Genomic DNA, 25,344 nt, shown 5'->3' on the forward strand with positions numbered 1-25,344 from the left:
TATCATCTGAAATCTATGGGCTGATTCATATGTGATTAATTCCGACTCCGAATGTTTCGTGCTCAAGCCCCTTAATCGGAGCTCCGATCGTACCGTAAAGGGAAACGGCGATCCAATCGCCTTCCGCCTCGCTTTCATACGGATTTCCCCGCAAGACGGCAAACTTCAGGCCCACGGTACGAAGCAGCGAGCCAAGCAGCATTTCGCCCCGCGTCACTCCGTGCAAAGCTTCCATTGTGGCATGATACAGCGCATGTGATTCGCGATAACCCTCAGATTGAATGACGCCGCTCTTTTTGGAAGCGGTTTCAATTGCAGCTACCACCTTATGCGCATCCATTGAACCCACCCTGCCGAGACAGACTTTCCAGCCGTCCCGTTCCAGCCGTCTGATCTGCTGGTTTTCTTCAGTCTCATGAAGCAGAAGAAGGACGGACAATCGCCCGATGCGGCGGTCTTTGTGTAAGGTCATATATGCTTCACTCAATTCTTAAATATTCTGATAACTAGTAACTGTTTTTTATATTAAGTGTTTGCGAATCAGAAGTCAAAACTTTTTTTCCAGTCTTTCACAAATCAGATTGCTATCGAAGTAAAGCGGTACATCGTGAAGCCGGCGCTGTTGATCACATATTTCCGCCATCCGCATCATAAAATGGAGCGTTGTCTTGAAAGCGTTTTAAGAAAAGAAGAGAGCGAGGAGATTTCAGAAAATGAAAACCAGTTTCTTTCGTGTGTGCCTGGTCTCAGCAGCGGTCATCGGGTTCACTCTGCCGCAGGCAAAAGCCCAGCACCCGGTTTTTTCAGAGGTCAGCGTGCATGATCCGTCCGTCATTAAAACAGGCGATACATACTATGTATTCGGCTCGCATTTGGCTTCCGCCAAGTCGAAAAACCTGATGCAGTGGCAGCAGATATCTTCAAGCGTCAATCCCAATAATCCCCTGATCCCGAATGTCTACACCGAATTAAAAGAGACATTCGACTGGGCCCAGTCTGATACGCTGTGGGCGCCGGATGTGGCTCAGCTGGCTGACGGGAAATATTACATGTACTATAACGCCTGTAAAGGAGACTCGCCGCGATCCGCTCTCGGTGTCGCCGTGAGTGACAAAATCGAAGGACCCTACAAAAACAAAGGCATCTTTTTGAAATCAGGCATGGAAGGAAAAAGCGAAGACGGCACGACGTATCATGCAAACGTTCACCCGAACGTCGTAGATCCGCAAACGTTTTTTGACCATAAAGGCAAGCTCTGGATGGTGTACGGCTCTTACTCCGGCGGAATTTTCATACTGGAAATGAATCCGAAAACCGGTTTCCCGCTCCCGAACCAAGGATACGGAAAAAAACTGCTCGGCGGAAATCACAGCAGAATCGAAGGCCCGTACATCAGCTACAATCCGGAAACGAAATATTACTATCTGTATCTGTCATTCGGCGGACTTGACACAGCCGGCGGTTACAATATGCGTGTGGCGCGCTCCAAAAATCCGGACGGTCCGTACTATGACGCCGCAGGTCATAACATGCTTGATGCTAAAGGAAAAGACGGCAGTTTCTTCGATGACAGAGCAATTGAACCGTACGGGGTTAAACTCATGGGCGGCTATAGCTTCGCCTCACAATCTGAAAAAGGCACGGGCTACGTCTCACCGGGACACAACTCCGTGTTTTACGACGGGAAAACGAAACGATCATACCTCATTTTCCACACCCGTTTCCCGAACAGAGGAGAAGAGCACGAAGTCAGAGTGCATCGGCTGTACATGAACAAAGACGGATGGCCCGTTGCAGCGCCGTACCGCTATGCGGGAGAACCGGATACACAGATATCGGCATCCGCCGCATCCGGAGCCTACAAACTCATCCAGCACGGAAAAGACATCACAGCTACGATCAAAACCCCAAAAAACATCCGGCTTAACAACGACGGCACCATTTCCGGGGAAATGACCGGAACCTGGACAATAACCGACAGCAGCAAAGCCCGAATCAACCTGAACGGCACAAATTATGACGGTGTCTTCCTGAAAGAATGGGACTCAGCGAGAGAGAAAGAAGTTGTGACGTTTAGTGTGCTGAGCGGTGATGGGGAGGCTGTTTGGGGAGTGAAGTGATAATCAGAAAAACGCCCCTTTCTTTTGTGAGAAGGGCGTTTTGTCTTTAATATGCTTGATCTTTAATCGGCACAAGAGGAAGTAATTTGTTCATTTCAATAGCTTGAATCATCTTTTGAGCAATTTGTTCAACAACTGGGACAGCTACACTGTTACCAAACTGCTTATAGGCAGCCGTATCCGAGACAACTATTTTAAAATGTTCAGGAAATCCTTGGAGACGAGCGCACTCTTTGGGGGTTAATCTCCTAGGGTTTTTATTTTCTTGCTCAATAAGGATCTCACTACCATCTTTATAGTATCTCGCAGATAGAGTTCTACTCGCAGAGTTCAGATCAGCTAAACTATAACCAAAACCATTCCCTTTTTTAGTATGTTTTTCTTTGTATGATTGTAGATAACCCCAAAGTTTATCACTTAGCGTATACTTTTCATGGACATCTTTCTCCAATATAGAAGAAAGAGTCGGCCCTTCCTTGGGCATATTAGGAAATTTAAATTCAATAGGCTTTTTAAAACCGACAATGTAAATGCGCTCTCTTTTCTGAGGTACTAATCCTTTTGCATTTATAACTTCATCATAGACTGTATATCCTAGCTCATTCTCTAAAACATTCTTTATTACTTTGTATGTTTGTCCTTTATTATGGCTTTTGAGGTTTTTAACGTTTTCTAACAAGAAAGCTTGCGGTCGTTTTTCCTTCAAAATTCTGGCTATATCAAAGAATAAAGTTCCCTGAGTTTCATCAAGAAATCCATGCTCTCTCCCAAGAGATTTCTTTTTAGATACTCCAGCAATACTGAACGGTTGGCAAGGAAATCCTGCTAGCAATATATCATGATCTGGTACGTCCTTTTCATCTACTAATCGAATATCTCCCAGCGGCTTGTCCCCAAAATTTGCTTTATAAGTCTCTTGTGCTTTTAAGTCCCACTCGCAACTGAAAACACAGGTACCATACGGTTCAAAGGCTAATCGAAGGCCTCCAATACCTGCAAATAGATCAATAAAACGGTACAACATATTAACACCTCCCGAACTTTTGTTCTTATTGGTATTATATCAAATATATTTGAAATATGGTTAATATTCATGTTAAGATATTTTGATACTTTATCATAATACTTCCTGCAAAGGAGAGTAATCAAGTGGAAATTGCAATATTATATTATAGACAAAATGAGAATGAAAGTGAAGATGAGGCTATAAATAATATTAATATTCTATTAAAAAAATATATTCAAAAAAATTATAACCTTAAGGCTGTCTTTTTTGATTATATAGATTCGCGTAATGAATTCTATAATCTTTTAAATATTTCATTAGATGATGTGGATGTAATAATCTTGCCCAATGAACTAAATGATGACTTTGACAATAAGTTACTTTCAGAGTTATCAAAATCTAGAGAAATTGAAATTAAAGTTTTATAACAAAATTTTATCGTAGAAAGTATAAAATATATAAGTCTACGAGTTTAGGGCTATTCTCCGAAAAATTCCTCACTACATATTCTACATTTTTATATTTTTGATTGTTTACCATATTTCAATGATTTGAAGGTGGAGATTTAATGAAAAGAGGTTATTTATCACAATACTTTGAAGGTGTAGCAATTAAAAAACTGCGCGCTGTAGAAGCGGACTTTTCCAGATCTAACCAGCATGAACTTAATGGAGTTAGCATGCTCCGTAATTTACTTGGATCTTGTAGACTAAATGATTATCCTGTTCGACTTATTTGGTTAGGGGGAGAAAGTGATATAAAAACAGTACATAGTACTGTAACTTGGTATAATTCAAGAGAGAATCAAACTCACCGATCTGCGGAATACAGACTTTATTTTAAGAAAAATGATGTTATGGATTTAGCCCATGAAGGGGATTTATTAATTGCAGCTAAGAGGCCAAACGGCGATTTCTTTATGATTGTGGTTCCATCCGGCAGTACTTTTGAAAGTCAATTGCTTTGGTTATTTGGTTTTTCAGAGGATTACAATTTGAACACATTTAAATTCCGAAATATAGAAGAAAATAATCTTCAAATAAACTTTGCTGTTCGTTTTATTCTTGAAGAATTAGGTATAGAAATTGAAGAACCAGAACCGGATTATTTGGATTCTTTTTTAGAACCATATTATAATGTAGGTTTTCCAACAACAGCAGAATTTTCAGAACTCTCGCGTCAAATTTCGAAAAATGTTTCTCCTTTAGAAGAGCCCGATAATACATTGTTGCAATGGATAGAACAAGAAGAGCGACTGTTTAAACGGTTGGAAAGGCATATTGTTTCGAAACGGTTAGACCAAGGATTCTCAGGCGATGTAGATGGTTTTATAGCCTTTTCATTAAGTGTGCAAAATCGAAGAAAGGCGCGTGTAGGATATGCTCTTGAGAATCATCTTGAGGAAATTTTTAATAAGCACAATCTAACTCTATCTCGGGGAAAAGAAACTGAAAATAAAGCAAAACCCGATTTTATTTTTCCGGAAATTCACTCCTATAGAGATCCGGAGTTCCCCAGTTCTAAACTTACGATGTTAGGTGTTAAATCTACCTGTAAAGATCGCTGGAGACAAATATTAAGTGAGGCTCAACGTATTCAGACTAAACATCTGTTTACTTTGGAACCAAGTATTAGTATAAATCAAACAAATGAAATGCAAGCAAAAAAGGTGAATTTAGTCTTACCACAAACCTTACATAATACATATAAAGAACAACAAAAAAAATTTCTAATGAATTTAAAGGATTTTATTAAGCTAGTAAAGAATCGACAAGGACAGCTTGGATAGCCGAACCATCTTTATGCTAAAGTCGATAGGTAACTCAAGGGTCAAAAAGTCTATACTAAATTCCAATATTAAAAGATATGATGCAGAAAGCAATTGGTGTTTGTGATATAGGGATTTTGCCTTATTTAAGTGCCTTATTCAAAGTGACTCCATTTTTTTAAAAGCTGAAGGTGCAAAGGTGTGAATTTAAACATACTTGAATTATAAGAATGTCTACTGTCAAACTACAGTATCAGAGCAAAAGCTTGTATGAAACAATTACGACATACAAAAAGCTTTGCTCTTCTATATATAGACAGTTTGTAGAAATAGATAACAAAAGAATGGCAGTTTGATGCCATTCTTTTGTTGTGTATATATTTAATTAACTTACATCTGGCTTTGTTGGTATCCCGCTTAGTGTAATATTCCTGATGTAAGCGTTGACACCCAATAAATCCAGTGCTAAAGTATACATATCAACCCAATATCATTCACCTAGGATTGTTACTGCAAACCGCAGGCAAAACCTAAATTGCGTCAGACAGGGGGAGACTCCCGTGTTCTGTGCAGTTTGGGTTTTTTTTATACCCTTTTTTCGGAGGTGATGCTGATTTCATAACAAAAAAAGCCGGAGAAAGGCGGGCACCTTTCGTCCGGCGGTTCCCCCATTTTTAAGGAGGTATACTCATGGACTATCATAAAATATCAAAAGAGATTTTACAACTTGTCGGCGGGGAGGAGAATGTTCAGAGTGTCATCCATTGCATGACGCGGCTTCGTTTTAATCTGTATGACAATGCGAAAGCAGATCGGGACGGGCTGGAACAGACGGAAGGCGTGATGGGGACAAATATCAGCGGCGGGCAATTTCAGATCATTGTCGGCAATGATGTGCCGAAGGTGTATCAGGCTTTGATGGAGAGCAGCGGGCTCAGTGATGAAAGCGCAAACAAAACTTCGAAGCAGAAGAAAAATGTGCTGAGTGCCGTATTTGACGTGATTTCCGGTGTGTTTACACCGATTCTGCCGGCCATTGCCGGAGCCGGCATGATAAAAGGGCTTGTCGCGCTAGCGGTGACATTCGGCTGGATGTCGGAGAAGAGCCAGACTCACAGCATTCTCACGGCTGTCGGTGACGGTGCGTTTTATTTTCTGCCGCTTTTGCTTGCGGTAAGCGCGGCGAGAAAATTCGGATGTAATCCGTACGTGGCGGCCGCTGTGGCGGGTGCGATCCTGCATCCGGATTTAACGGCCCTGCTTGGGGCAGGGAAAAGCATCTCCTTTATCGGTCTTCCTGTAACCGCTGCCACGTATTCATCGACAGTGATCCCGATTTTGCTGGCGATATGGCTGATGTCCTATGTAGAGAAAGGAATTGACCGAATCACGCCTTCTTCTTTGAAATTGATTGCCGTTCCGATGCTTACGCTTGTGATCGTCGTGCCTGTCACCTTGATCACAGTCGGCCCGCTCGGCGCGATTCTTGGGAATTACCTGTCTGTCGGCGTCAATGATTTGTTCAATCATGCGGGTATTGCCGCGATGATTCTGCTTGCCGGCACATTTTCCCTCATTATTATGACCGGGATGCATTATGCGCTTGTGCCGATCATGATCAATAACATTGCCCAAAACGGACATGATTACATTCTGCCTGCGATGTTTTTGGCGAATATGGGGCAGGCCGGCGCGTCATTTGCGGTTTTCTTAAAATCAAAAAACAAAACCTTCAAATCGCTGGCGTTTACGACGGGCATTACGGCATTGATGGGCATTACCGAACCCGCGATGTACGGCGTCAACATGAGATTGAAAAAACCGTTCGCGGCTGCTTTAATCGGCGGCGCGGCAGGCGGAGCTTTTTACGGTGTAACGGGTGTCGCTTCTTACATTGTCGGCGGAAACGCCGGTCTGCCGAGCATTCCGGTCTTTATCGGGCCGACATTTCTTTACGCGCTGATCGGGCTTTTTATCTCATTTGCGGCCGGTATTGCGGCGGCACTGCTGATCGGGTTTGAGGATGTACAGTCCGAACGGGACAAAGCGTCTGAAACGCCGGGGGTGACGGCAGGCGGAGAAATCATTCACAGCCCGATTAAAGGCGAAGTGAAAGCATTAAGCGAAGTGAACGACAGCGTCTTTTCCGGCGGAATGATGGGAAAAGGTTTTGCGATTCTGCCTGAAGAGGGCGCGGCGGTTTCTCCCGTAGAAGGGAGGGTGACAGCCGTATTTAAAACAAAGCACGCCATCGGCATTACGAGCGCCCGGGGAGCCGAGGTTCTCATTCATATCGGGCTTGATACCGTCCGGCTGGATGGCAGGCATTTTGAGATGCACGTCAAAGAAGGCGATACTGTCGCGCCGGGAGATCTGTTGATTACTTTTGATATCGACGAGATAAAGGCTGCCGGTTTTGACGTGATCACGCCGGTCATCATTACGAATACGGATCAATATTCATTTACAGACGTGAAAAAAAGCGGAATGGTCAAACCGAACGAAGCGCTTCTGGCGTTATCCTGAAAAAGAGGTGGAGAAAACATGAAGAGATTTCCGGAAGGTTTTTTATGGGGCGGCGCAACGGCTGCCAATCAGATTGAAGGAGCTTATAAAGAAGGAGGCAAAGGACTTTCTACGGCGGATGTCTCCCCGGACGGCATTATGTCTCCGTTTCATGAGACAGACGATGCGCTGAATCTGTATCACGACGCGATTGATTTTTATCACCGCTATCAAGAGGATATCGCCCTGTTTGCGGAGATGGGCTTTAAAGCGTTCCGCACCTCCATTGCGTGGACGAGAATCTTTCCGAACGGTGATGAAACAGAACCGAACGAAGAAGGGCTGCAATTTTACGACCGTTTGTTTGACGAATTGAGAAAACATCAGATCGAACCGGTTGTCACGATTTCTCACTATGAGATGCCGCTCGGTCTTGTGAAAAACTACGGCGGCTGGAGAAACCGCCGGACGGTCGATTTCTATGAGCGGTACGCCCGCACGGTTTTCACCCGTTATAAAGACAAGGTGAAATATTGGATGACCTTCAATGAGATCAACGTCGTTCTTCACGCTCCGTTTACAGGCGGCGGTCTTATATTCCGGGAAGGCGAAAATAAACAAAACACGATGTACCAAGCGGCCCACCATCAATTTGTGGCAAGCGCGCTGGCGGTAAAAGCAGGCCATGAGATCATTCCGGATTCACAGATCGGCTGCATGATCGCCGCGACGACGACGTATCCGATGACGCCGAAGCCGGAGGATGTATATGCGGCTTTGCAAAAAGAGCGGAGCACGCTGTTCTTTTCTGATGTACAGGCGAGGGGCAGCTATCCGGGCTATATGAAACGCTTCTTTAAAGAAAACGGAATTACGATCGAGATGAAGGAAGGAGACGAGGCGCTCCTGAAAGAACATACGGTGGATTACATCGGCTTCAGCTACTACATGTCGATGACGGCCAGCACGGCGCCTGAGGATCTGGCGCAATCTAAGGGAAATCTTCTCGGCGGCGTGAAAAACCCGTACCTGAAATCTTCCGAATGGGGCTGGCAGATTGATCCGAAGGGCTTGCGCATCACCTTAAACACGCTGTACGACCGTTATCAGAAACCGCTCTTCATCGTCGAAAACGGACTCGGCGCGGTTGATCAGCCGGAGGAGGACGGAAGCATTCAGGATGACTACCGCATCAATTATCTGCGTGATCATTTAATAGAGGCAAGAGAGGCGATTGAAGACGGCGTCGACCTGATCGGCTACACGTCGTGGGGGCCGATTGACCTCGTCAGCGCCTCAACGGCAGAAATGAAAAAACGCTACGGCTATATCTATGCCGACCGCGGCAATGACGGAAAAGGCACGTTTGAAAGAAAGAAAAAGAAAAGTTTTTATTGGTATAAAGACGTCATCGCCACAAACGGAGAAAGTCTGTAAGCGCAATGTTCCGGAGAAAGCCGGCAAAATTGACATTCAGCAAAGAGAGGAGGACAATAAAAGCAGAAAGGCGGGATTCATATGTTTAAAAAAATTCTTGCAGCAGTAGACGGTTCAGACATGAGCAATAAAGCCCTGGACGCAGCCATCCATCTGGCGAAAGAACAGCAGGCTGAACTCACCATTCTCTATGCGGGACGTGAAGCCGTTGTCTCCACATCAGCTTTAACCGGGATTGTCTATGTTCCGGAAAACTTCATTGAAGACATCAAACATGAAGTCGAGCAAAAAGGAGCAGCCATTCTGGAAGATGCCAAGCAGAAAGCGGCAGAAAGCGGAGTAAATGCGGAAAGCCTGTACGTCCAAGGCGAACCTGCGCATCAAATTTTAAACATAGCAAAAGAACAGCATTTCAATCTGATTGTCGTCGGAAGCCGCGGAATCAGCGGATTTAAAGAAATGATGCTCGGAAGCGTGAGCCATAAGGTCTCACAATTGTCTCCTTGTCCTGTACTGATCGTTCATTAAACAGAAGACCCTGCTGATGCGGGGTTTTTTTCATGAGAAAAGACCGCCGGCTTTCGAAAAATAGGGTGATTTCTTCCTCTGAATCAAGTAAAATGGCTGTTAGTATTTGTCTGAATAAACAGTCAATGGTATGGGGGAAGCAATCAATGCAAGCTGAACAAACATCAAATGCCGTCATCAAAATAGTCATTTCCATGATCATTTTCGGATCAATCGGCTTTTTCTCAGAACATACGAATGTGCCTTCAATTGAACTGGTCTTTGTGAGATGTCTGTGCGCCTCATTGTTTCTGGGCGTTTGCTGGTTTGGTTCCGGACGGTACCGCACCGAACAATGGAACCGGCGGGAGGTGCTGCAGACACTGGCCTGCGGATTTTTTCTCGTGTTAAACTGGGTGTTTTTATTTAAATCGTTTGAGGAGACATCAGTGACGATAGCGATTTCCGTTTATCATTTGGCTCCGGTTCTCGTCCTTCTTCTAGGGAGCCTTATATACCGGGAGAAACTGCATATTGTGTCCGTCACTTCCATCGTGATTTGTTTTCTGGGCACCGCCCTGATTTCCGGCATCAACGGAAATACATCATTTTCTCAGCTGATGGGATCGGGTATTATTTGGGCCGTGCTGGCCGCCCTTTTTTATGCTTTTACGACACTGGCCGGGAAAGGCATCAACAGCCTCAGCCCATACGCCGTCACCTGTTTGCAGACCGGGTTGGGCGTTATCATTCTTCTCCCGTTCGTCCGTTTCGGCGCTTTTTCTGATTTGTCGCATGTGAACTGGATCATGATTGTGTCGACCGGTATCATTCATACGGGAATTGTGTATTTGCTCTTTTTTGACAGCTTGCGGTTTTTATCCACCCGGTTTATTTCAATCATCGTATTTCTTGATCCGGCGGTGGCGATTGTGCTTGACACCGTATTTACGGGATTTCGCCCCGACCTTTATCAATCTTTGGGGATTGTATTGATTTTTGCGGGAATGGCGCTGTCCCTGATTCGAAAGCAAAAAGCCGTGCCGGCGGAAACTCAGGCAGACAGCACCCGTATATAGGCGGCCGTACCGGCTGTTTTTTTTGTTTTGGGGCTTTTCAGCTATAACGAAAAAGCAGACAAACAGATCATGGAAAAAGAGGATAGTAATTGTATAATACTTCTTGTGTTTACAATTTAAGAAATTAAAGGAGTGAAGGGCATGATAAAGAAGACGCGTCATCTCGCTTTCTTGGCTGCACTCGGCTTTGCGCTTTGTCTGGCCATCGTATGTTCCGTATCAAAGCAGGCAGAAGCGGCAGCGGCTTATCCGGATGTGATGCAGGGACTTACCGGATTCGCGGGAAATGCGAAGGATCATAACGGAAAAGCAAAATCCGCCGTAACGGGAGGCCAGGGCGGCCCCGTCGTCTACGTCAGCAATCTCAATGATTTGAAAAACAATGCGGGCGGAACGGATCGCAAAACCATCGTCATCACAAGTGATATTTCTTCCCCGGGTAAAGCCGTCGTGACAGTCGGCGCCAATAAAACCATCGTCGGCTCTTATACCAGCCACAGGCTGACCAACATCTATCTGACCACCGGCTCCGGCTCAAACAATGTGATTTTCAAAAATCTCATTATCAGCCATAGTGCCGCCATTACAGGCAACAACGACATTCCGATGTACATAGCGAACGGACAGAATTACTGGATTGACCACGTGTGGTTTGAAGGACACAGCTACAATCCGAACAGCCACAGTGATTTGGGAAAGCTTCTGTATGTCGGCGCCAAAGCGGATTTTGTGACGCTGTCTAACTCTAAATTTACAGACCATCTGTACGGCCTGATTCTCGGTTATCCGAATGATGATAACGAAGGACGCAATTATATCGGCTATCCGCATATGACGATCACCAACAACTATTTTAATAACGTCTATGTGCGTTCACCGGGCCTGATGAGATACGGCTATTTTCACGCGAAAAACAACTATGTGACCAATTTCAATTTAGGATTCACCATTCATACAAACGCGACTGTCTTCTCAGAAGCCAACTATTTCGGTAACGGAAATGAAAAAGGCGGAATGATAGACGACTACGGGACGGCCCAATTCACCGACACCGGTTCATTCCCGTCGCTCAAGGCCCCGAAATCACCGCGCACCGGCTGGAATCCGAGATCAAATTACAGCTACGGCACCCTTTCAGCCCAGGACGCCAAAAACTTCGCCCAATCTTACGCGGGAGCGCAAAATACAAATCTCCGCTATCCATAATACGAAAAACCGCCGGCTGCCGGCGGTTTTTTTTTATATGAATAAAAGGTTCAAAATCCCTATAATCCTTAAAATAACCTTAAATACCTAGGAAAATATTGATAAACAATTTCAATAATATTACTATTGTTAAGCCTATATTACAAAAGAAGGAGGAGAACCTATGAAAATAGGAAAAAAGAACAAGTGGAAAAAATGGCTGGCCGGCACTCTTGCGGCAACGCTGATAATTTCCATTGCGCCTGCCGATGTGTTTGCGGCAGAAACGCGTGAAAAAGAAGATCAAGCGAAAACCGCCGCCATTCCGGCCGCAGACCCGGAAAAAGATCTTCCGGCGGAAAAAGCATCTGAGCAGATGCCTTTTGATCAAAAAGATATTAATCAAGACGGTGAGATCACGTCTGAAAGAACTGAGAATTCAAAGCTTTACTATGAAGGCGAGGGTGTGTACAAACAGGAAATCTACACAGACCCCATTCATACGAAAGAAACCGCCAATGCGGACTGGGAAGACGTTTCTCCTGAATTGAAAACCGGCTCAAAGGAAGTCGGAACGGAAAATACAGTGCTGAATTCCGATTTTCTGAAGCAAATGAAAAACGGATTATACGCTACATTTGAACACAATGATCATAAGCTCACATACTCATTAACCGGCGCAAAAGGCCCCGATCAGGCTGCAATTACTCCGACAGATGCCTCAGCAAAAGTAAGGGAAGACAGCAACGAGCTTACGTATCAGCAAGTGTTTCCTGCTATTGATTTACAAACCTACACATTTAACGAAAACATAAAAGAAGACCTTGTGCTTCACAAATATGAAGGCTACAATTCCTTCACCTTTCAAATCAAAACCGACCTTCAGGCTAAAGAACAGGAAGACGGCTCGATCGCGTTTTCTGATGATAAAGACAATGTCGTCTACACCGTGCCGAAGCCCTTTATGACCGACTCAGATCTCGACGAAAAGTCAGGTGAAGTCAACAGGTCAGAAGATGTCAGCTTCAAGCTTGAAAGAAACAGCGAAGGCTACTTGCTTCATGTAACGGCCGATGAAAAATGGCTGAAAGATCCCAAGCGGGTTTATCCGGTATCTATTGACCCTTCAACATCAGTATCTGTGTCATCCGATACCTTTGTCATGAGCGCGTACCCGACGACAAACTACTCTGCAGCATCGCAGAAATGGGATGCCGGATTGAAAGCGTACGTGCTGAAAACTGGATATTATGACGGCACAACCGGAACGAACTACGCTTTTATGAAGTTTGATAATCTAAAGCCGATCAAAAACATGACGGTGACGAAAGCGACGCTCAAAGCGTACACAGCCCACTCCTATTACGGATCAAAAGCGACGGGGCTTTGGCTCGACACCGTTAACAGCAATTACGACAATGCCAAGATTACGTGGAAGAACAAGCCGGGCTCCAAAAACATCGGCAAAGCCGAGGTCTATAAAGGCCAATGGGCAAGCTTCGATGTCACCTCCGCAGTCAAGTCGTGGAACAGCGGCGGCGCCAATTACGGCTTTAAGCTTCACACAAACGGAAACGGAAAAGAGTATTGGAAGAAGCTGATGTCATCAGCAAACTCTGCTAAAAAACCATACATTGAAGTGACATACACGATTCCGAAGGCGGACACGCCGTCTGTCAAAGCGTATCATAACGGAGATTCGACAGGATTTTTCAATATCAGCTGGAAAAAAGCTGAAGGCGCCAAAAGCTATAAAGTCTGGCTTTATAACGGGAAAGAATATCAGGCCATTCCGGTCGGCAATGCAACCTCTTGGAGCACAAAAGGAAAAAACATCTGGCCGACAAAAGCGGAAATCGACTCCGGCAAATATAAGCTGCATACAGACGGAAAAGGCGGAAGTGAATTAGCGCTTAATCCTTCGCCGGTCTATAAAAACGCCGGCGGCAGCTATCCGGCAAGTAAAAATTACTGGGTCGCGGTCAGCGCGGTGTTTGACCAGGGAGAAGGCGCCATGTCTGCGGCCGCCAAGCCCGTCATTCCGAATATCGGAAGAGTTCAGAAACCAAGCACGAAAGGCTTTAATAACAACAACGCCACAGGCTGGTTTGATCTTTCCTGGAAAGCCGTATCAGGCGCAGCCGGGTATAAAATGCAAGTCTTTAACGGCAAAGGCTTTGAAACGCTTGACCTCGGAAATAAAACATCCTGGTCCACAAAAGATCAAAACATCTGGCCGACAAAGGCGGAAATCAGCGCCGGAAAATATGCGCTTCACCTGAAAGACAAAAAAGGCGCGGAATTGCCGATCAACCCGGGCCCCGTTTATAAAAACGCCGGCGGAGATGCGAACCGGAAAACCTACGGATTTAAAGTCATTGCTTATAACAAAGACGGAGAAGCGATCGCCTCACCGGAAGCGAGTCCGGCGCTGCCTGATATCGCAAAGCCGAAAAACCTGACAGGCTATGTCTATACGAACACGAAATCGAGCCAAACGGGTTATGTCAATCTCATATGGGATAAAGTCAAAAACGCCAAAGGCTACAAAATCAACATCTACAACGGAAAAGACTATCAATCATTCGATGTCGGGGATACCGATCATTGGACGACCCAAAACAAACGCATCTGGCCGTCAGCTGATGAAGTGAAAGCGGGAAGATTCCAGCTTCACACGGACGGAAAGGGCGGCGAACTGGCGCTTGACCCTTCACCTGTTTACGATAACGCAAACGGCAATTACAAAGGGAAGAAGAACTATTCCTTTACGCTGACCGCCTATGACGCAAACGGTGACAGCATACCGACGGCACCTTTTAACCCTGTTTTCCATGAAGGGGCGGAATTCCTCGGAACGGAAGAATTCTGGTCTATTATCGACATTCCGGACGGACAGCTGAACGGCGCGACGGGAAATGTCATCGTCAATGAGGAAGATATGTCAATCGACGGACGCGGGCCGGGGCTCGGGCTCTCCCGGACCTTCAACAGCCTTGACAGCTCTGACCATATGTTCGGCCAAGGCTGGTATGCCGATGCGGAAACGTCGATCCTTTCTGAAGACGGCAGAGCCGTTTATATTGATGAGGACGCGACAACACATGTCTTCACGAAAAAATCTGACGGCACGTATCAGCCGCCGACGGGCGTTTATCTCGAACTGACGGAAACAAGCGATCAATTTGTATTAAAAACAAAAGATCAGACGAACGCTTATTTCAGCAAAAAAGGCGGCAAGCTCCAAAAAATCGTTGACGGACACAACAACACAACCGTATACGAATATAACGACAGCAATCAGCTGACCGCCATAACAGACGCATCAGGGCGCAAGCTGACATTTACCTATGATGAAAACGGCCATGTCACATCTCTTACAGGGCCGAAAAACAAAAAGATTTCATATTCATATGACAAAGACCTTCTCAAAAAGGTGACGGATACTGACGGCAGCGTCACAAGCTACGACTATGATGCCGAAGGGCGCCTCGTCAAGCAGTATTCCGCAAACAGCACGGATGACAAACCGCTGTTCACTGAATACCAATACAGCGGCCACCGTCTGACCAAAGCCGTCAATGCGAAAAAAGAAACGTACGACTACAGCTATGACGCGGACAAAAAAACGCTGCTCATGACGCAGCCGAACGGCCGCAAAGTACAGTACGGCTATAATGAGGCGGGCAATCCGATTCAGATGATCGATGATGCCGAAGGGCTGAAAATCACGACCAACACTGTATACGAAGGCAACAACGTCATTCAGGACACCGATCCGAACGACGCGGATGCGGGCAAAGCGACAGAAAGCTATCAATATGATAAAGACGGCAACGTCACAGCCGTAAAAGACAACTACGGCACCGAAACGTATCAGTACAACAAAAACAATGACGTAACGAAAATGAAGGACACCGAGGGGAACGTCACTGACATTGCGTACGACGGACTTGATGCCGTTTCTGAAACGGATCAAAGCGGAAAATCCTCATCCGCCGCCGTGTATGACAAGTACGGAAATCTCATTCAATCAAGCAAAGAGCTGGCAGCTTCGGCAAGTCTGCTGAAAGACGGCAGCTTTGAAGGAACAAAGCTGGGCTGGAATCTCACCGCTACGAGAGACAGCGGAAGCATCGCGTCTGTCAAAGGAAGAAGCGGCGCGCTGTCCGGACAAAAAGCATTGGAGATCACCTCACAATCCGCTTCAGCCGGAACAGAGCACGGCCATGCGTCCGCAACGCAGGAAGTGCAGCTAGAGCCGAATACGACGTATACACTCAGCGGCCAGATCAAAACGGATCTGACAAAGGCAAGAGCGTATTTCAACATTGATCTGCGTGACAAAGACCAAAAACGCATTCAATGGATTCACAATGAATCAGGCGCATTAGCCGGAAAGAATGACTGGACGAAACGGCAGATCACCTTTACAACACCGGCCAATGCAGGAAAAGCCATCGTCTATATGGAAGTGGATCATAACGACAAGGATGGCAAAGGAAAAGCGTGGTTTGATCAGGTTCAGCTGGAAAAAGGCGAAGTCTCTTCAAGCTATAACCCGGTGCAAAACAGCAGTTTCACGGCCAAAACAGATGGCTGGAGCACAAGCGGAGCCGCCGCTGACCTTGATGAAGGCTTCGATGATGACAGCTCATTAAAAGCGTCCCGCACAAATGCATCACAAGCCAATGCGGCCGCAAAACAAACCGTTACATTAGGCCAAAGCGCGGACGATAAGCCGGTATATATCACGCTGACGGGGATGTCCAAGGCTGACGGCGTAAAATTAACGAACGACAATGATTACGCTCTTCAGGCTGACGTCACTTATGCGGACGGCACGACGGGCGTCTACACCGCCAAATTCCCGCAGGGGACACAGGAATGGAACCGGGCAGCGGCAGTCATTCCGAAAACAAAGCCGATCAATAAAATCGAACTCAGCATTCTGTTCCAAAAAAGCGCCACAGGAACGGCGTGGTTTGATGATATCCGTTTAATCGAAGGAAGCATCCTGACGAAAAATACCTATGACGAAAAAGGAAACTACGTCACAAAAGAAGAAGACGAACTAGGGTATGCAAGCACTGCTTCATATGACGAGACTGGAAAGAAAATGTCTGAAACCGACGCGAAAGGCGAAACAACCGCCTACGAATACGATCAGGCCGACCAGCTGACAAAGCTGACCCTGTCAAACGGCACATCCATCCTTCACAGCTATGACAAGGAAGGAAATGAGCTGACAAAAACGATTCGGGCCGGTGCGGACCAGACCTATCAATATGAATATGACGTCATGGGCAAGCTCGTCAAAACAACCGACCCGCTCGGCAATGTACTGAAGAGTGAATATGACGCCAACAGCAACTTGACGAAAACCGTTTCCGCCAACGGCAATGAAGTGTCGCTGACCTATGACGGCACCGACCGGGTTAAGTCAAAAGCGTATAACGGCACTGAAAAATACAACTTTACCTATGACAAAAACGGCAATGAAACATCGGTCACAAACAAAGAACAAAATACAACGAAAAAACGCACCTTTGACAACAAAAACCGCCTGACCGAATTAACCGACCACGGCGGCAGCCAAAGCTGGACGTATCCGGCTGATTCGGATAAGCTGAAAACTTTCTCATGGAGCCACGGCGGCCAAAAAGGAACAAACAGCTTTACGTACAACAAACTTGATCAAATGATTGAAATGAAAGACGGCACTTCAGCCTATACATTTGATTACGATGAAAACGGCAATGTCCAGACATTCATCAGCGGAAATGAAGTCGGCACGAGCTTCTCATATGATGAGCGGAATCTTGTCAGCTCTCTTCATATCGGAGCGAAAAACGGCGGCAGCATCTTCCGGGAAAGCTATGAATACGACGCCAACGGCAACCGCACGGTCATCGACAGCTCAGCGGGCGGAAAGGTGCAGTACGAATACGGCAAGCTCAACCAGCTCGTCAAAGAAACTCATGAAGACGGCACCGTCATTCAATATACGTACGACGGCTTCGGCAACCGGACAAACGTCACCACCACAAAGGACGGCGCAAGCAAATCAGTCAACGCTTCCTTCAACATCATGAACCAGCTGACGAAGGTGAATGACGAAGACCTGTCCTACGATAAAAACGGCAACCGCACATCCGACGGCAAATACACATATACGTGGGACGCGGAAGACAACCTGACCGCCGTCACGAAAAAAGGCGAAGACAAGCCGTTCGCAACATACAAATACGATGAAAAAGGAAACAGAATCCAAAAAACCGTCAACGGAAACGTCACGAACTACTTCTACGACGGAGACAGCTTGAATGTCCTGTATGAAACAGACGCCGACAACAACGTCACTAAATCATACACGTACGGTGACAGCGGCCAGCTGTTATCCTATACAAAGAACGGCAAGAAATATTTCTATCACTACAACGCACACGGCGACGTCATCGCCATCTCAGACAGCACCGGAAAAACCGTTGCCGAATATCAATACGATGCATGGGGAAATCCGACAAAAACCGAAGCGAGCGACGAAGTAAAAGACAACCGCTACCGCTACGCAGGCTACCAATACGACGAAGAAACCGGCCTGTACTATCTCATGGCCCGCTACTACGAACCAAGAAACGGCGTATTCTTATCACTAGACCCAGACCCGGGCAGTGACGGCGATTCGCTGGATCAGAATGGGTATGCATACGGAAACAACAACCCAGTCATGAACGTCGATCCGGATGGGCATTGGGTGTGGCTTGTGGTAAATGCCGGATTTGCAGCCTATGATGGATATAAAGCATATAAATCAGGTAAAGGATGGAGAGGTGCAGCCTGGGCTGCGGCTTCGAACTTTGGTCCTGGGAAAATATTTAAGGGTGCTAGTCGGATTTATAAAGCTGCTAAAACATATAAACTATCTAGAAAAAGTGTACGGGCTAGAAGAGGCGCGTATTCTAGATATAGTAATTCTTCGGGGAAAAAAGCGATAACTAAAAATAGAACAACTAATATAGGCGCTCGTACTTTTGAAAAAAATTTGAGGAGGCAAGGATGGCGAAAGTCTATAGCTAGAAAAGGAAATGAAATAAAAGGTATAAGTATGCATAAAAATGGGAGGCGATATTTTATTAGACGTCACTCTAAAGAAGGTTCTCCTACGGCAGATTATTATCCGTACGGAGCAAAAAGAGCAAAATTAAAAATTAGATTAAGGAGATAAAGGAGGCAAATTCACGATGCACAAAAATTTCTTTATAGAAGATAAACATCAATTAAAAAAGTTCAAGGAATGGGTAAATCAAACCTTTAAAACAAGTGAAATGTTTCCTGATCAAGTCTTTCATGAGCAATATAAATATTTTTGGTTTCAGGAATTTTCTGCATTGTGGGGCGACGAAATTTGGGACACGTTAAAGTTACTGGCAAACTATTATTCTGATGCTCAAATTCTTACAGCAGTTCTTGATACGCCCCCGGAAACGTACCGTAACTTTTCAGACTACTACAATTGGATATGGACTCCCTCTTCCTTAACGAAAGAAGAGTATTCTGAATTATTATGGGCTGAACCTAATGGCGTTCGTCCTGGAGAAATAGGTTCCATTCAATTTACGACAACGACGGTTGTATGGTTATCCCCTTCTCGAAAGTGGGCGATATGGGGGAATATAGATAAAGAAATATGTATTCTTGGACTTGTAGATAGGCAAACAGAGCTATTGGAAAAGACAAATTGGAGAATCGTGGATCATGAGGTTTTTGAATTACAAGAGCAAATTTATGAAGATGGTATTATACCGAGTGAAGTTGAGTGCAAGATTATCCGAAACTATCAAACAAATTAGTGTTTTTAGGTAACAGAAAAGTGAGATAAAGGCAACTTTTTAACCTCTGCGCGTACAGAATTCAAACACGCTATTATTCAGGGTATGAGCGGTATGAAATAGAAAAGAAAGAAGGCCGTTCTATTGGGATATTGGGAAGAAGAATATAAAAACAAGAAAGTTTTACTTAGTGATGAAGGCTTAGATATATGTTTTGATGCTGTAGAAAAATTTTGTGAACGATATAAGAGAGATCTGGGCAGAGAACCGATATTAGAAGAATTCTTAGCAACTTTAGTTACCGTAATGAATACAAATGGAGATTCTTCTTTCACGGAGTTAGTTGATAAGCGAATAGTAGAAATAAAGCCAACGACCAGGAAAGTGAAACCAATAGCTAAAGTAACACCGGGAGCTGTTATTCAAATACCTTTGGATAAGATCGGGAAGTATACTTATGCTTGGGTCATTGAAGGTGATCTATCAAAAAATAAAGACGATGACATTCTTATTCAGTATTATAATATTTTCACTGAAAATACACTTAGCAGAGAAGAAATCATTCGTCTAATGAAAGAAGAAAATAAGAAAATATTTGCGGCTAATACCGGGCACACAGGTTTTCTGCAAGGAGATTGGAAAGTAATATCCAAGATGCCTCAAGAGATAATAGAGAAAAACAGTCATTCTCAATTAAAATTTGTTTTATATGAAGACGGTAAATATCTCATAAGTGAAGGCGATTCATTTGCATCAGAAGATGAATTAGCAGAGGCAGATGAGAAAACAGGCAAGGACATTCCTAACCCATTAGGTATATTTGGACATTCATCTGTAGAATCTATTCTCTATAAATATTTTGAAGGAATGTCAATGGAAGAAATCATAAAGAATGAATTGTAAATGGCTGATTCCGTACATTCTTGCAATTAATATTAGAGGATAATCGCTGTAAAGATACTGACAGTAGTAAATGTTTTGAATGCTGAACGAGACATAATATGAAAAAAATCAACCTGAATTCTATTGCACAGAAAGAGATCTTACAAATAGAAAAACAATTTGAACGAATCGCATTAAACAAAATAAGAAACAATCAAGAAAAGTTTAGAAAAATGGGATTGAAAATTGAAGCTGCTTTTGGAAGAGTCGGAGATGAAAAAGAATTAGGAAACGAAGTACAGCCCTCAGATTGTTTTGAGAATAGTTATAACTCATTAATATTTTTTTTCTGTAGCTTATTTGGATGGTACCGACTTTCATGATAATGAAGATGGCTATTGTATAGACCATTTAGATATATGGATTTGTGAAAGAAGGTTGTTTTCGGGGAAAGTGGGATATTTAACAGATTTAGAAAGTGAAGAGGAAATAGCAAAAGAAATCCAAGATAAGATAAATCAATTGTTTTTAGAAGCTACAGATATAATAAAAATATTAAAAGAGTAATTTATGGCTTCTTTTAGTTATTTTTAGAGAAGAGATTTAGAGAGGTTACCAACCTCTCTTATCTTATATGATAAAAACCAAACTACACACGGAACACGTGGAAATAACATATCGCTGAGACGAAGTAAAAGACAAGCGCTACCGCTAACAGGCTACCAATACGACGAAGGAACTTATTCTATCTCATACGATTTACAGTGTATAAAAGATAGAAGGAGAGAATTAAATGTACTATTTTTATGAAATATCAACTCTCAATGACTATGATTCGGTTGAAAAAGAGTATAAAACAATAGAGGATTTAATATTTGTTATATTAAAAAATATGGAAAATAAACAATACGCAATGTATTCTTACTCTGTTTCAAATAAAGATAGTGATACTTGTATATTCTCAGCGAGCTTAAAAACAAATACTTTGTTTAATAAAAAAATCTCATTTATAAAAACCTCAGCAGAAGAGTACAAAAATACAATGATTGCGCATGAAAATATAATCTTATTGGAAAAAGATGTTGAGTTAAAAGATATATTAAATGGAGCCCCTTTAGCAGAGAAAACAATTATTAAAGATTTACTGGATTATGTTCTTTATCATATAGAAATAACAGATTCCGAGACAATCAGAATAGGATCTAGACATAAGGAAAATATTATAAATATTATTAAATAATGGCATTAAATAAAAAATAGATGAGCCTGTTGATCATCTTTTGGTTAACAGGCTTTTTAAAAAAAATTATAGATAATAAGTGGGTAGGTGATTAGAACTGAGACAGTAAAAGGTGACAATCGATTTAAACTTAGCTTGAATTCCAGAGCGTCATTCAAATCATTTACTACTAAATTAAAGCTATTAAGTAGAGAACGAGGAGACAGCATGGCCAAAATCGGAGACGGTTGTCTGGAACTTGAAATAACACCGAGAAGGTATCATGAGGCGAAGGATGATCCATTTATCTCAACAACGTTTGAACTGTTGGAACATAATAAAGCAATCGCCCGCGATTACTCTGCCGTTTTATTAGAAAGTGAATATAAAATGCTGATATCAGATATTGAAGCATTATCAGCAGGCAATCAAGACAGGATACGTTTAGAAACAATTGAACCATTTTTTATCCTAAGTATTGATAAAGAAAACGAACATTACAGATTTATCATTAGATTTATGGAGAATCATTCAAATACAACCTTCTATAAATTGAACTGTAATGAAGAAAAGCTAGAAATTTTCGTGAAGACTTTAAAATCAGATCTCAAAGACTCCAAAACTTTATTAGGGAGATAAACGGTGTACAAGACAATTAATGAATGGGTAGATTATATAGACGGAGGGTGCGCTGTCCTTCATTTAGACTTTCATGTGTTTAAAAAAGAGCTTTCACTTAAGATTCAGGTCGTTGAAAATAAAGCCGAATGTACGCATAACATTCTTTTTCAAAATGCAGCATCTGTTTATTTTAGTGCAGATATTGGTGATATGAGATTAGAAAAAATAGATCCGGAAGAATACAATTGGCAAGTATTTGAGATGAGTTACCACCCGGAAGGAATCGGTAATCTATCAAATGCTGTAATTCCGGAGTATCAATCAAATGCTAATTTTCTTATAAATATGAACAGCATGCTGATTGCTGTAGAAGCTGAAACAGTTCGCTTTGACGACCAATCATTTTATGCGTATCATCCGAAATCATAAATAAACAAATAAGAGAGGTTCCCAGCCTCTCTTTTCTTACATAACGAAACCGTTTACGGAGGTAAACATGAACACTCCTTTAAATTTACAAAAAGAATCATTGAGGGCTATAGGGAATCTGAATGTGATTAATCCGCTTAAATACAATTCGATTTATTCATGTGATCTAGTGAGTAAAGATACTTTTTCTCAATTAATGAATGACTTAGAATTCGAAACAGTTCTTATAGAAGTAATGGCATTTCCTTCTTTTATTGAAGAGCGGAAGAAGAAGGTTGAAAAGAAAATGATAAATATGAATACTGTATCGAAAAAGTTCATTCATATTGAATGTGCCCTAACCAAAGAACAATTGATGGCAGATCACTTATTAGATGAATTATATTTTTTATCATCGATCAATGATTTTGTTGTTATAATAGCAAACCCTGCCAAAAATAAGTCCTACATGAACCTGAACACTCAAAAGGTTGATGTAACTACTGAAAATAATGAAAAAATCATTTGGTTTGAATACGATGCAGCAAATTTATATATCATTGATTAATTTAATATAAATTCCAGATTCTTAATCTATGGAGTGTTGCTGATGTTAGAACTTATCGCGGAGCGGGTTGGGTCATATAAAAGAGAGCACATCATTTATTTCAATGCGGGTCGGGATGATCAAGTATTTATTGTGTCGGTGCACGATCACAAAGTAATATTGGAGGTTATGAAAGGCAGCTCTCTTTTAATCAAAAAAGAGTTACACGGATTTTCTGAAGATGCCCAATTCTATCTCGTTGATTCGTATGATAACACAATCGTGATCGTTTATCTGGAAAATCATACGTGTCAATTGGCAACATACTGCATAAACAGTAATAAAATCAATCCGATTTGTTCTTTTCTATTAAGCGCCAATGTATTTCATCTGGGTGAGGATGGATTATTATGGATCGGATTAACGGACGAGGGTATGTATGATGAGAGAAACCCTCAAGGGAAAGCGATATTTGCTTTTCATGCAGAAGACAGAACGTTTTATTTTGAAGACGATTTTAAAGAAATGATGCATGAATGCTATGCCGTACAATCGATCAAATCTGATTTGTATGTATGTTTCGAGGGAGAGGATTGCTGTGTCATCGGGCATTATCAGATTGGACAGGACAGAATTCGTACTGTTGCAGAATATGTGCTAAACGGCGATCAATACTCCTATTGTGACCAGCTGTCCGTTTCGAAAAATAGGGTGCTGCTGATTCAGAGTCACGAGGATACCCTATTTGCATTTCATGAAGAGAACAAAGGCTTATCAGAGACTGACGTCATGATACACGGTATTGATAGAAAAGGAGAAACAACGTACAGAGCCGTACAGGACCGCATGTTTATCTTTCATGATAACGATTTATATCTGGTGAAGTATTGATTAATCCTATGCAGATGGCTTTTTTCAGCCATCTGCATATCATTTTACAGAGTGAACGATCGATATAAATAAAATACCATCCAAGACTCAAGGGGTAATTACATGAAAATAAAAATGAATAAGATAGTCGAAGAATCAGTAAAAGGATGTTTTTGTCATTTTGATAACTGCGGGCATCTGTATCTCGGACGGCATCAGAATGACGGGCTTTCGTTTACGATCATCGATGAATTAGGTGATATTCGAGTGATTCTGAGATGTTAAGATCCAACAGATATTCTTTAAATGATGACGTCATCCGAAACCTGAAATTATACAAAAAAGAATTAGAGGGTCCGCTGCCTTCAGATACAGGGAGATTCGAAGAAGACTTTGAGGGGGTTGCCTGCGCGGGGGATTTTTATGAGTATTTCGCGCTTGTCTGCGGCAGCTTAGATTTTGTTTTGGCGAATAAACAAATGCCTGCGCGGCAGCGTAAAGCTTTATATAAATCCTTTTTTGAGCTGTATCCGCAATATGCGCAGCTGAAAAATGCTTTAACGGATTATCCGGAGCTCAGCCGGGAAATCGGGCGGCACGAACGGGTGAGAAGGCTGTTGGTAAGCATTTTAAACAAGAAATGAAAGGCAGGATTCTGACGTGACAGAACCCACAAGAGCAGAATGTGAAGAAGGCTGGTCTGATCCTGAACGGTCAAGCGGCGAGGGGAGAAGTGCCGGATTGGGCGTCTGAGTATGTGAGTGCAGATGATCCGGCGGTTGAGGACGAAAACGTTTGGGAGATGCTCGTGTAATTGAGCGGGTTTGATCTGAAAGATTCGCCTGATGCGTATCTGAAGAATTAAAAGATTGGATGCAGTCATATAAAGAAATTCATGGGGGTTTGTAAGAAAAATTCATTTGAGTCAGACATGCCAATTCAGCTTAAAAAAAGGAGACACAAAATGGAATGGCACAAACATGAGAAAGCAGTTCTGCTGGGGCCGGATTCGCCGGGTTGTTTTGAATTGACGGAGTTTACGTTCTATACCGGGTATAACGAGTATTATGATAAAATCCCGGTGTTTGAGCTGAAGCTGACTGATGGACAGTATGATGCCGTGCTGCGTTTTGAAGGTGTGAGGGCTGCCCGGCTGGATGATCTTGAAAGCATCACCGACATCCATCTGGATATCAGCCCGGTCGACGGCGGCTGGGAATCGATCCGCTATTATGTCGATGACGGGGAAGGAAGCATGAGCTTTTATTGCGCCAAATGGGTCGTGCTTGACATGAAGAAAAAGCAGTCCCCCGAATGGCCCGGCAAAACGTCAGGGTAAAACGGCGGCATTTCGCGTA

At 43.3% G+C, this 25,344-nt stretch carries 22 protein-coding genes and 1 pseudogene; 21 read left to right on the top strand and 2 right to left on the bottom strand.

Features of this window, described 5'->3' with window-relative positions; translation table 11 throughout:
* Positions 1–25 precede the first annotated feature (25 nt).
* A complete protein-coding gene (gene hutP / locus G9F50_RS00480; RefSeq protein WP_007407810.1) occupies positions 26–472 on the bottom strand; it encodes a histidine utilization transcription antiterminator HutP in 447 nt (148 codons plus the stop codon).
* Between the two features lie 241 nt (positions 473–713).
* Between hutP and abnB the strand changes: the two genes are divergently transcribed.
* Entirely contained in the window at positions 714–2,120 is a 1,407-nt protein-coding gene (abnB, locus tag G9F50_RS00485; RefSeq protein WP_060562336.1) for an arabinan endo-1,5-alpha-L-arabinosidase AbnB, read from the top strand.
* 46 nt (positions 2,121–2,166) lie between these two features.
* Here abnB and dcm read toward each other — a convergent pair whose 3' ends face one another.
* Positions 2,167–3,144 carry a DNA (cytosine-5-)-methyltransferase gene (gene dcm, locus G9F50_RS00490; RefSeq protein WP_172587005.1) on the bottom strand — a complete coding sequence of 326 codons (978 nt, stop codon included), beginning with the start codon at positions 3,142–3,144 and terminating at the stop codon, positions 2,167–2,169.
* Positions 3,145–3,269: 125 nt separating this feature from the next.
* Between dcm and G9F50_RS00495 the strand changes: the two genes are divergently transcribed.
* The 20 genes and pseudogenes from G9F50_RS00495 to G9F50_RS00590 all read left to right on the top strand — a co-directional run bounded on the left by G9F50_RS00495 (position 3,270) and on the right by G9F50_RS00590 (position 25,325).
* Positions 3,270–3,554, top strand: a complete 285-nt coding sequence (locus G9F50_RS00495) for a hypothetical protein (RefSeq protein ID WP_060562337.1) — start codon at positions 3,270–3,272, stop codon at positions 3,552–3,554.
* 140 nt (positions 3,555–3,694) lie between these two features.
* A complete protein-coding gene (locus G9F50_RS00500) occupies positions 3,695–4,915 on the top strand; it encodes a type II restriction endonuclease (protein WP_060562338.1) in 1,221 nt (406 codons plus the stop codon).
* A 669-nt stretch (positions 4,916–5,584) separates the two neighbouring features.
* Positions 5,585–7,420, top strand: a complete 1,836-nt coding sequence (locus tag G9F50_RS00505) for a beta-glucoside-specific PTS transporter subunit IIABC (protein WP_060562339.1) — start codon at positions 5,585–5,587, stop codon at positions 7,418–7,420.
* Between the two features lie 18 nt (positions 7,421–7,438).
* Complete coding sequence (gene bglH, locus G9F50_RS00510) at positions 7,439–8,836, top strand: aryl-phospho-beta-d-glucosidase (protein WP_060562340.1); 1,398 nt, start codon at positions 7,439–7,441, stop codon at positions 8,834–8,836.
* 81 nt (positions 8,837–8,917) lie between these two features.
* Positions 8,918–9,364: a universal stress protein gene (locus G9F50_RS00515; protein ID WP_007407802.1), complete on the top strand. Its 447-nt coding sequence runs from the start codon at positions 8,918–8,920 to the stop codon at positions 9,362–9,364.
* A gap of 146 nt (positions 9,365–9,510) precedes the next feature.
* Positions 9,511–10,422 (top strand): DMT family transporter, encoded by a 912-nt coding sequence (locus G9F50_RS00520; RefSeq protein WP_060562341.1) that lies wholly within the window; start codon positions 9,511–9,513, stop codon positions 10,420–10,422.
* Positions 10,423–10,563: 141 nt separating this feature from the next.
* Positions 10,564–11,628, top strand: a complete 1,065-nt coding sequence (locus G9F50_RS00525) for a polysaccharide lyase family 1 protein (RefSeq protein ID WP_032869329.1) — start codon at positions 10,564–10,566, stop codon at positions 11,626–11,628.
* Positions 11,629–11,791: 163 nt separating this feature from the next.
* Positions 11,792–18,835: a DNRLRE domain-containing protein gene (locus G9F50_RS00530; protein WP_060562342.1), complete on the top strand. Its 7,044-nt coding sequence runs from the start codon at positions 11,792–11,794 to the stop codon at positions 18,833–18,835.
* Positions 18,836–18,851: 16 nt separating this feature from the next.
* A complete protein-coding gene (locus G9F50_RS00535; RefSeq protein ID WP_224988556.1) occupies positions 18,852–19,460 on the top strand; it encodes a hypothetical protein in 609 nt (202 codons plus the stop codon).
* Positions 19,461–19,583: 123 nt separating this feature from the next.
* On the top strand, positions 19,584–20,342 hold the full coding sequence (locus tag G9F50_RS00540; RefSeq protein ID WP_060562343.1) for an Imm26 family immunity protein: 759 nt from the start codon (positions 19,584–19,586) through the stop codon (positions 20,340–20,342).
* Between the two features lie 98 nt (positions 20,343–20,440).
* Entirely contained in the window at positions 20,441–20,704 is a 264-nt protein-coding gene (locus G9F50_RS00545; protein ID WP_060562344.1) for a hypothetical protein, read from the top strand.
* 410 nt (positions 20,705–21,114) lie between these two features.
* On the top strand, positions 21,115–21,561 hold the full coding sequence (locus tag G9F50_RS00550) for a hypothetical protein (RefSeq protein ID WP_060562345.1): 447 nt from the start codon (positions 21,115–21,117) through the stop codon (positions 21,559–21,561).
* A gap of 207 nt (positions 21,562–21,768) precedes the next feature.
* Positions 21,769–22,179 carry a WapI family immunity protein gene (locus tag G9F50_RS00555; protein WP_032869335.1) on the top strand — a complete coding sequence of 137 codons (411 nt, stop codon included), beginning with the start codon at positions 21,769–21,771 and terminating at the stop codon, positions 22,177–22,179.
* A gap of 3 nt (positions 22,180–22,182) precedes the next feature.
* The gene (locus G9F50_RS00560) at positions 22,183–22,590 is read left to right on the top strand and encodes a YxiG family protein (RefSeq protein ID WP_060562346.1); all 408 of its coding nucleotides are present in this window, start codon (positions 22,183–22,185) and stop codon (positions 22,588–22,590) included.
* A 67-nt stretch (positions 22,591–22,657) separates the two neighbouring features.
* Positions 22,658–23,137, top strand: a complete 480-nt coding sequence (locus G9F50_RS00565) for a hypothetical protein (RefSeq protein ID WP_060562347.1) — start codon at positions 22,658–22,660, stop codon at positions 23,135–23,137.
* 42 nt (positions 23,138–23,179) lie between these two features.
* On the top strand, positions 23,180–24,007 hold the full coding sequence (locus G9F50_RS00570; RefSeq protein ID WP_060562348.1) for a hypothetical protein: 828 nt from the start codon (positions 23,180–23,182) through the stop codon (positions 24,005–24,007).
* Positions 24,008–24,109: 102 nt separating this feature from the next.
* A complete protein-coding gene (locus G9F50_RS00575) occupies positions 24,110–24,271 on the top strand; it encodes a hypothetical protein (RefSeq protein WP_007407793.1) in 162 nt (53 codons plus the stop codon).
* Positions 24,265–24,630 carry a YxiJ family protein gene (locus G9F50_RS00580; RefSeq protein WP_060562349.1) on the top strand — a complete coding sequence of 122 codons (366 nt, stop codon included), beginning with the start codon at positions 24,265–24,267 and terminating at the stop codon, positions 24,628–24,630. The genes G9F50_RS00575 and G9F50_RS00580 overlap by 7 nt, the downstream gene beginning before the upstream one ends.
* Before the next feature lie 16 nt (positions 24,631–24,646).
* Positions 24,647–24,895: pseudogene (locus G9F50_RS00585) on the top strand (DNA-binding protein).
* A gap of 55 nt (positions 24,896–24,950) precedes the next feature.
* Positions 24,951–25,325, top strand: coding sequence for a hypothetical protein (locus G9F50_RS00590; RefSeq protein WP_007407786.1), 375 nt, complete (start codon positions 24,951–24,953; stop codon positions 25,323–25,325).
* The last annotated feature ends 19 nt before the right edge of the window (positions 25,326–25,344 follow it).

It is taken from the genome of Bacillus sp. EKM206B (assembly GCF_011066015.1).
GTDB classification, from domain to species: Bacteria; Bacillota; Bacilli; order Bacillales; family Bacillaceae; genus Bacillus; species Bacillus velezensis.

Bases quoted from the DNA above. Each gene is read 5' to 3' on its own strand.
- hutP (WP_007407810.1), bottom strand. From the start codon at position 472: ATGACCTTACACAAAGACCGCCGCATCGGGCGATTGTCCGTCCTTCTT.
- abnB (WP_060562336.1), top strand. From the start codon at position 714: ATGAAAACCAGTTTCTTTCGTGTGTGCCTGGTCTCAGCAGCGGTCATC.
- dcm (WP_172587005.1), bottom strand. From the start codon at position 3,144: ATGTTGTACCGTTTTATTGATCTATTTGCAGGTATTGGAGGCCTTCGA.
- G9F50_RS00500 (WP_060562338.1), top strand. From the start codon at position 3,695: ATGAAAAGAGGTTATTTATCACAATACTTTGAAGGTGTAGCAATTAAA.
- G9F50_RS00505 (WP_060562339.1), top strand. From the start codon at position 5,585: ATGGACTATCATAAAATATCAAAAGAGATTTTACAACTTGTCGGCGGG.
- bglH (WP_060562340.1), top strand. From the start codon at position 7,439: ATGAAGAGATTTCCGGAAGGTTTTTTATGGGGCGGCGCAACGGCTGCC.
- G9F50_RS00515 (WP_007407802.1), top strand. From the start codon at position 8,918: ATGTTTAAAAAAATTCTTGCAGCAGTAGACGGTTCAGACATGAGCAAT.
- G9F50_RS00520 (WP_060562341.1), top strand. From the start codon at position 9,511: ATGCAAGCTGAACAAACATCAAATGCCGTCATCAAAATAGTCATTTCC.
- G9F50_RS00525 (WP_032869329.1), top strand. From the start codon at position 10,564: ATGATAAAGAAGACGCGTCATCTCGCTTTCTTGGCTGCACTCGGCTTT.
- G9F50_RS00530 (WP_060562342.1), top strand. From the start codon at position 11,792: ATGAAAATAGGAAAAAAGAACAAGTGGAAAAAATGGCTGGCCGGCACT.
- G9F50_RS00535 (WP_224988556.1), top strand. From the start codon at position 18,852: ATGCACAAAAATTTCTTTATAGAAGATAAACATCAATTAAAAAAGTTC.
- G9F50_RS00545 (WP_060562344.1), top strand. From the start codon at position 20,441: ATGAAAAAAATCAACCTGAATTCTATTGCACAGAAAGAGATCTTACAA.
- G9F50_RS00550 (WP_060562345.1), top strand. From the start codon at position 21,115: ATGTACTATTTTTATGAAATATCAACTCTCAATGACTATGATTCGGTT.
- G9F50_RS00555 (WP_032869335.1), top strand. From the start codon at position 21,769: ATGGCCAAAATCGGAGACGGTTGTCTGGAACTTGAAATAACACCGAGA.
- G9F50_RS00565 (WP_060562347.1), top strand. From the start codon at position 22,658: ATGAACACTCCTTTAAATTTACAAAAAGAATCATTGAGGGCTATAGGG.
- G9F50_RS00570 (WP_060562348.1), top strand. From the start codon at position 23,180: ATGTTAGAACTTATCGCGGAGCGGGTTGGGTCATATAAAAGAGAGCAC.
- G9F50_RS00575 (WP_007407793.1), top strand. From the start codon at position 24,110: ATGAAAATAAAAATGAATAAGATAGTCGAAGAATCAGTAAAAGGATGT.
- G9F50_RS00580 (WP_060562349.1), top strand. From the start codon at position 24,265: ATGTTAAGATCCAACAGATATTCTTTAAATGATGACGTCATCCGAAAC.
- G9F50_RS00590 (WP_007407786.1), top strand. From the start codon at position 24,951: ATGGAATGGCACAAACATGAGAAAGCAGTTCTGCTGGGGCCGGATTCG.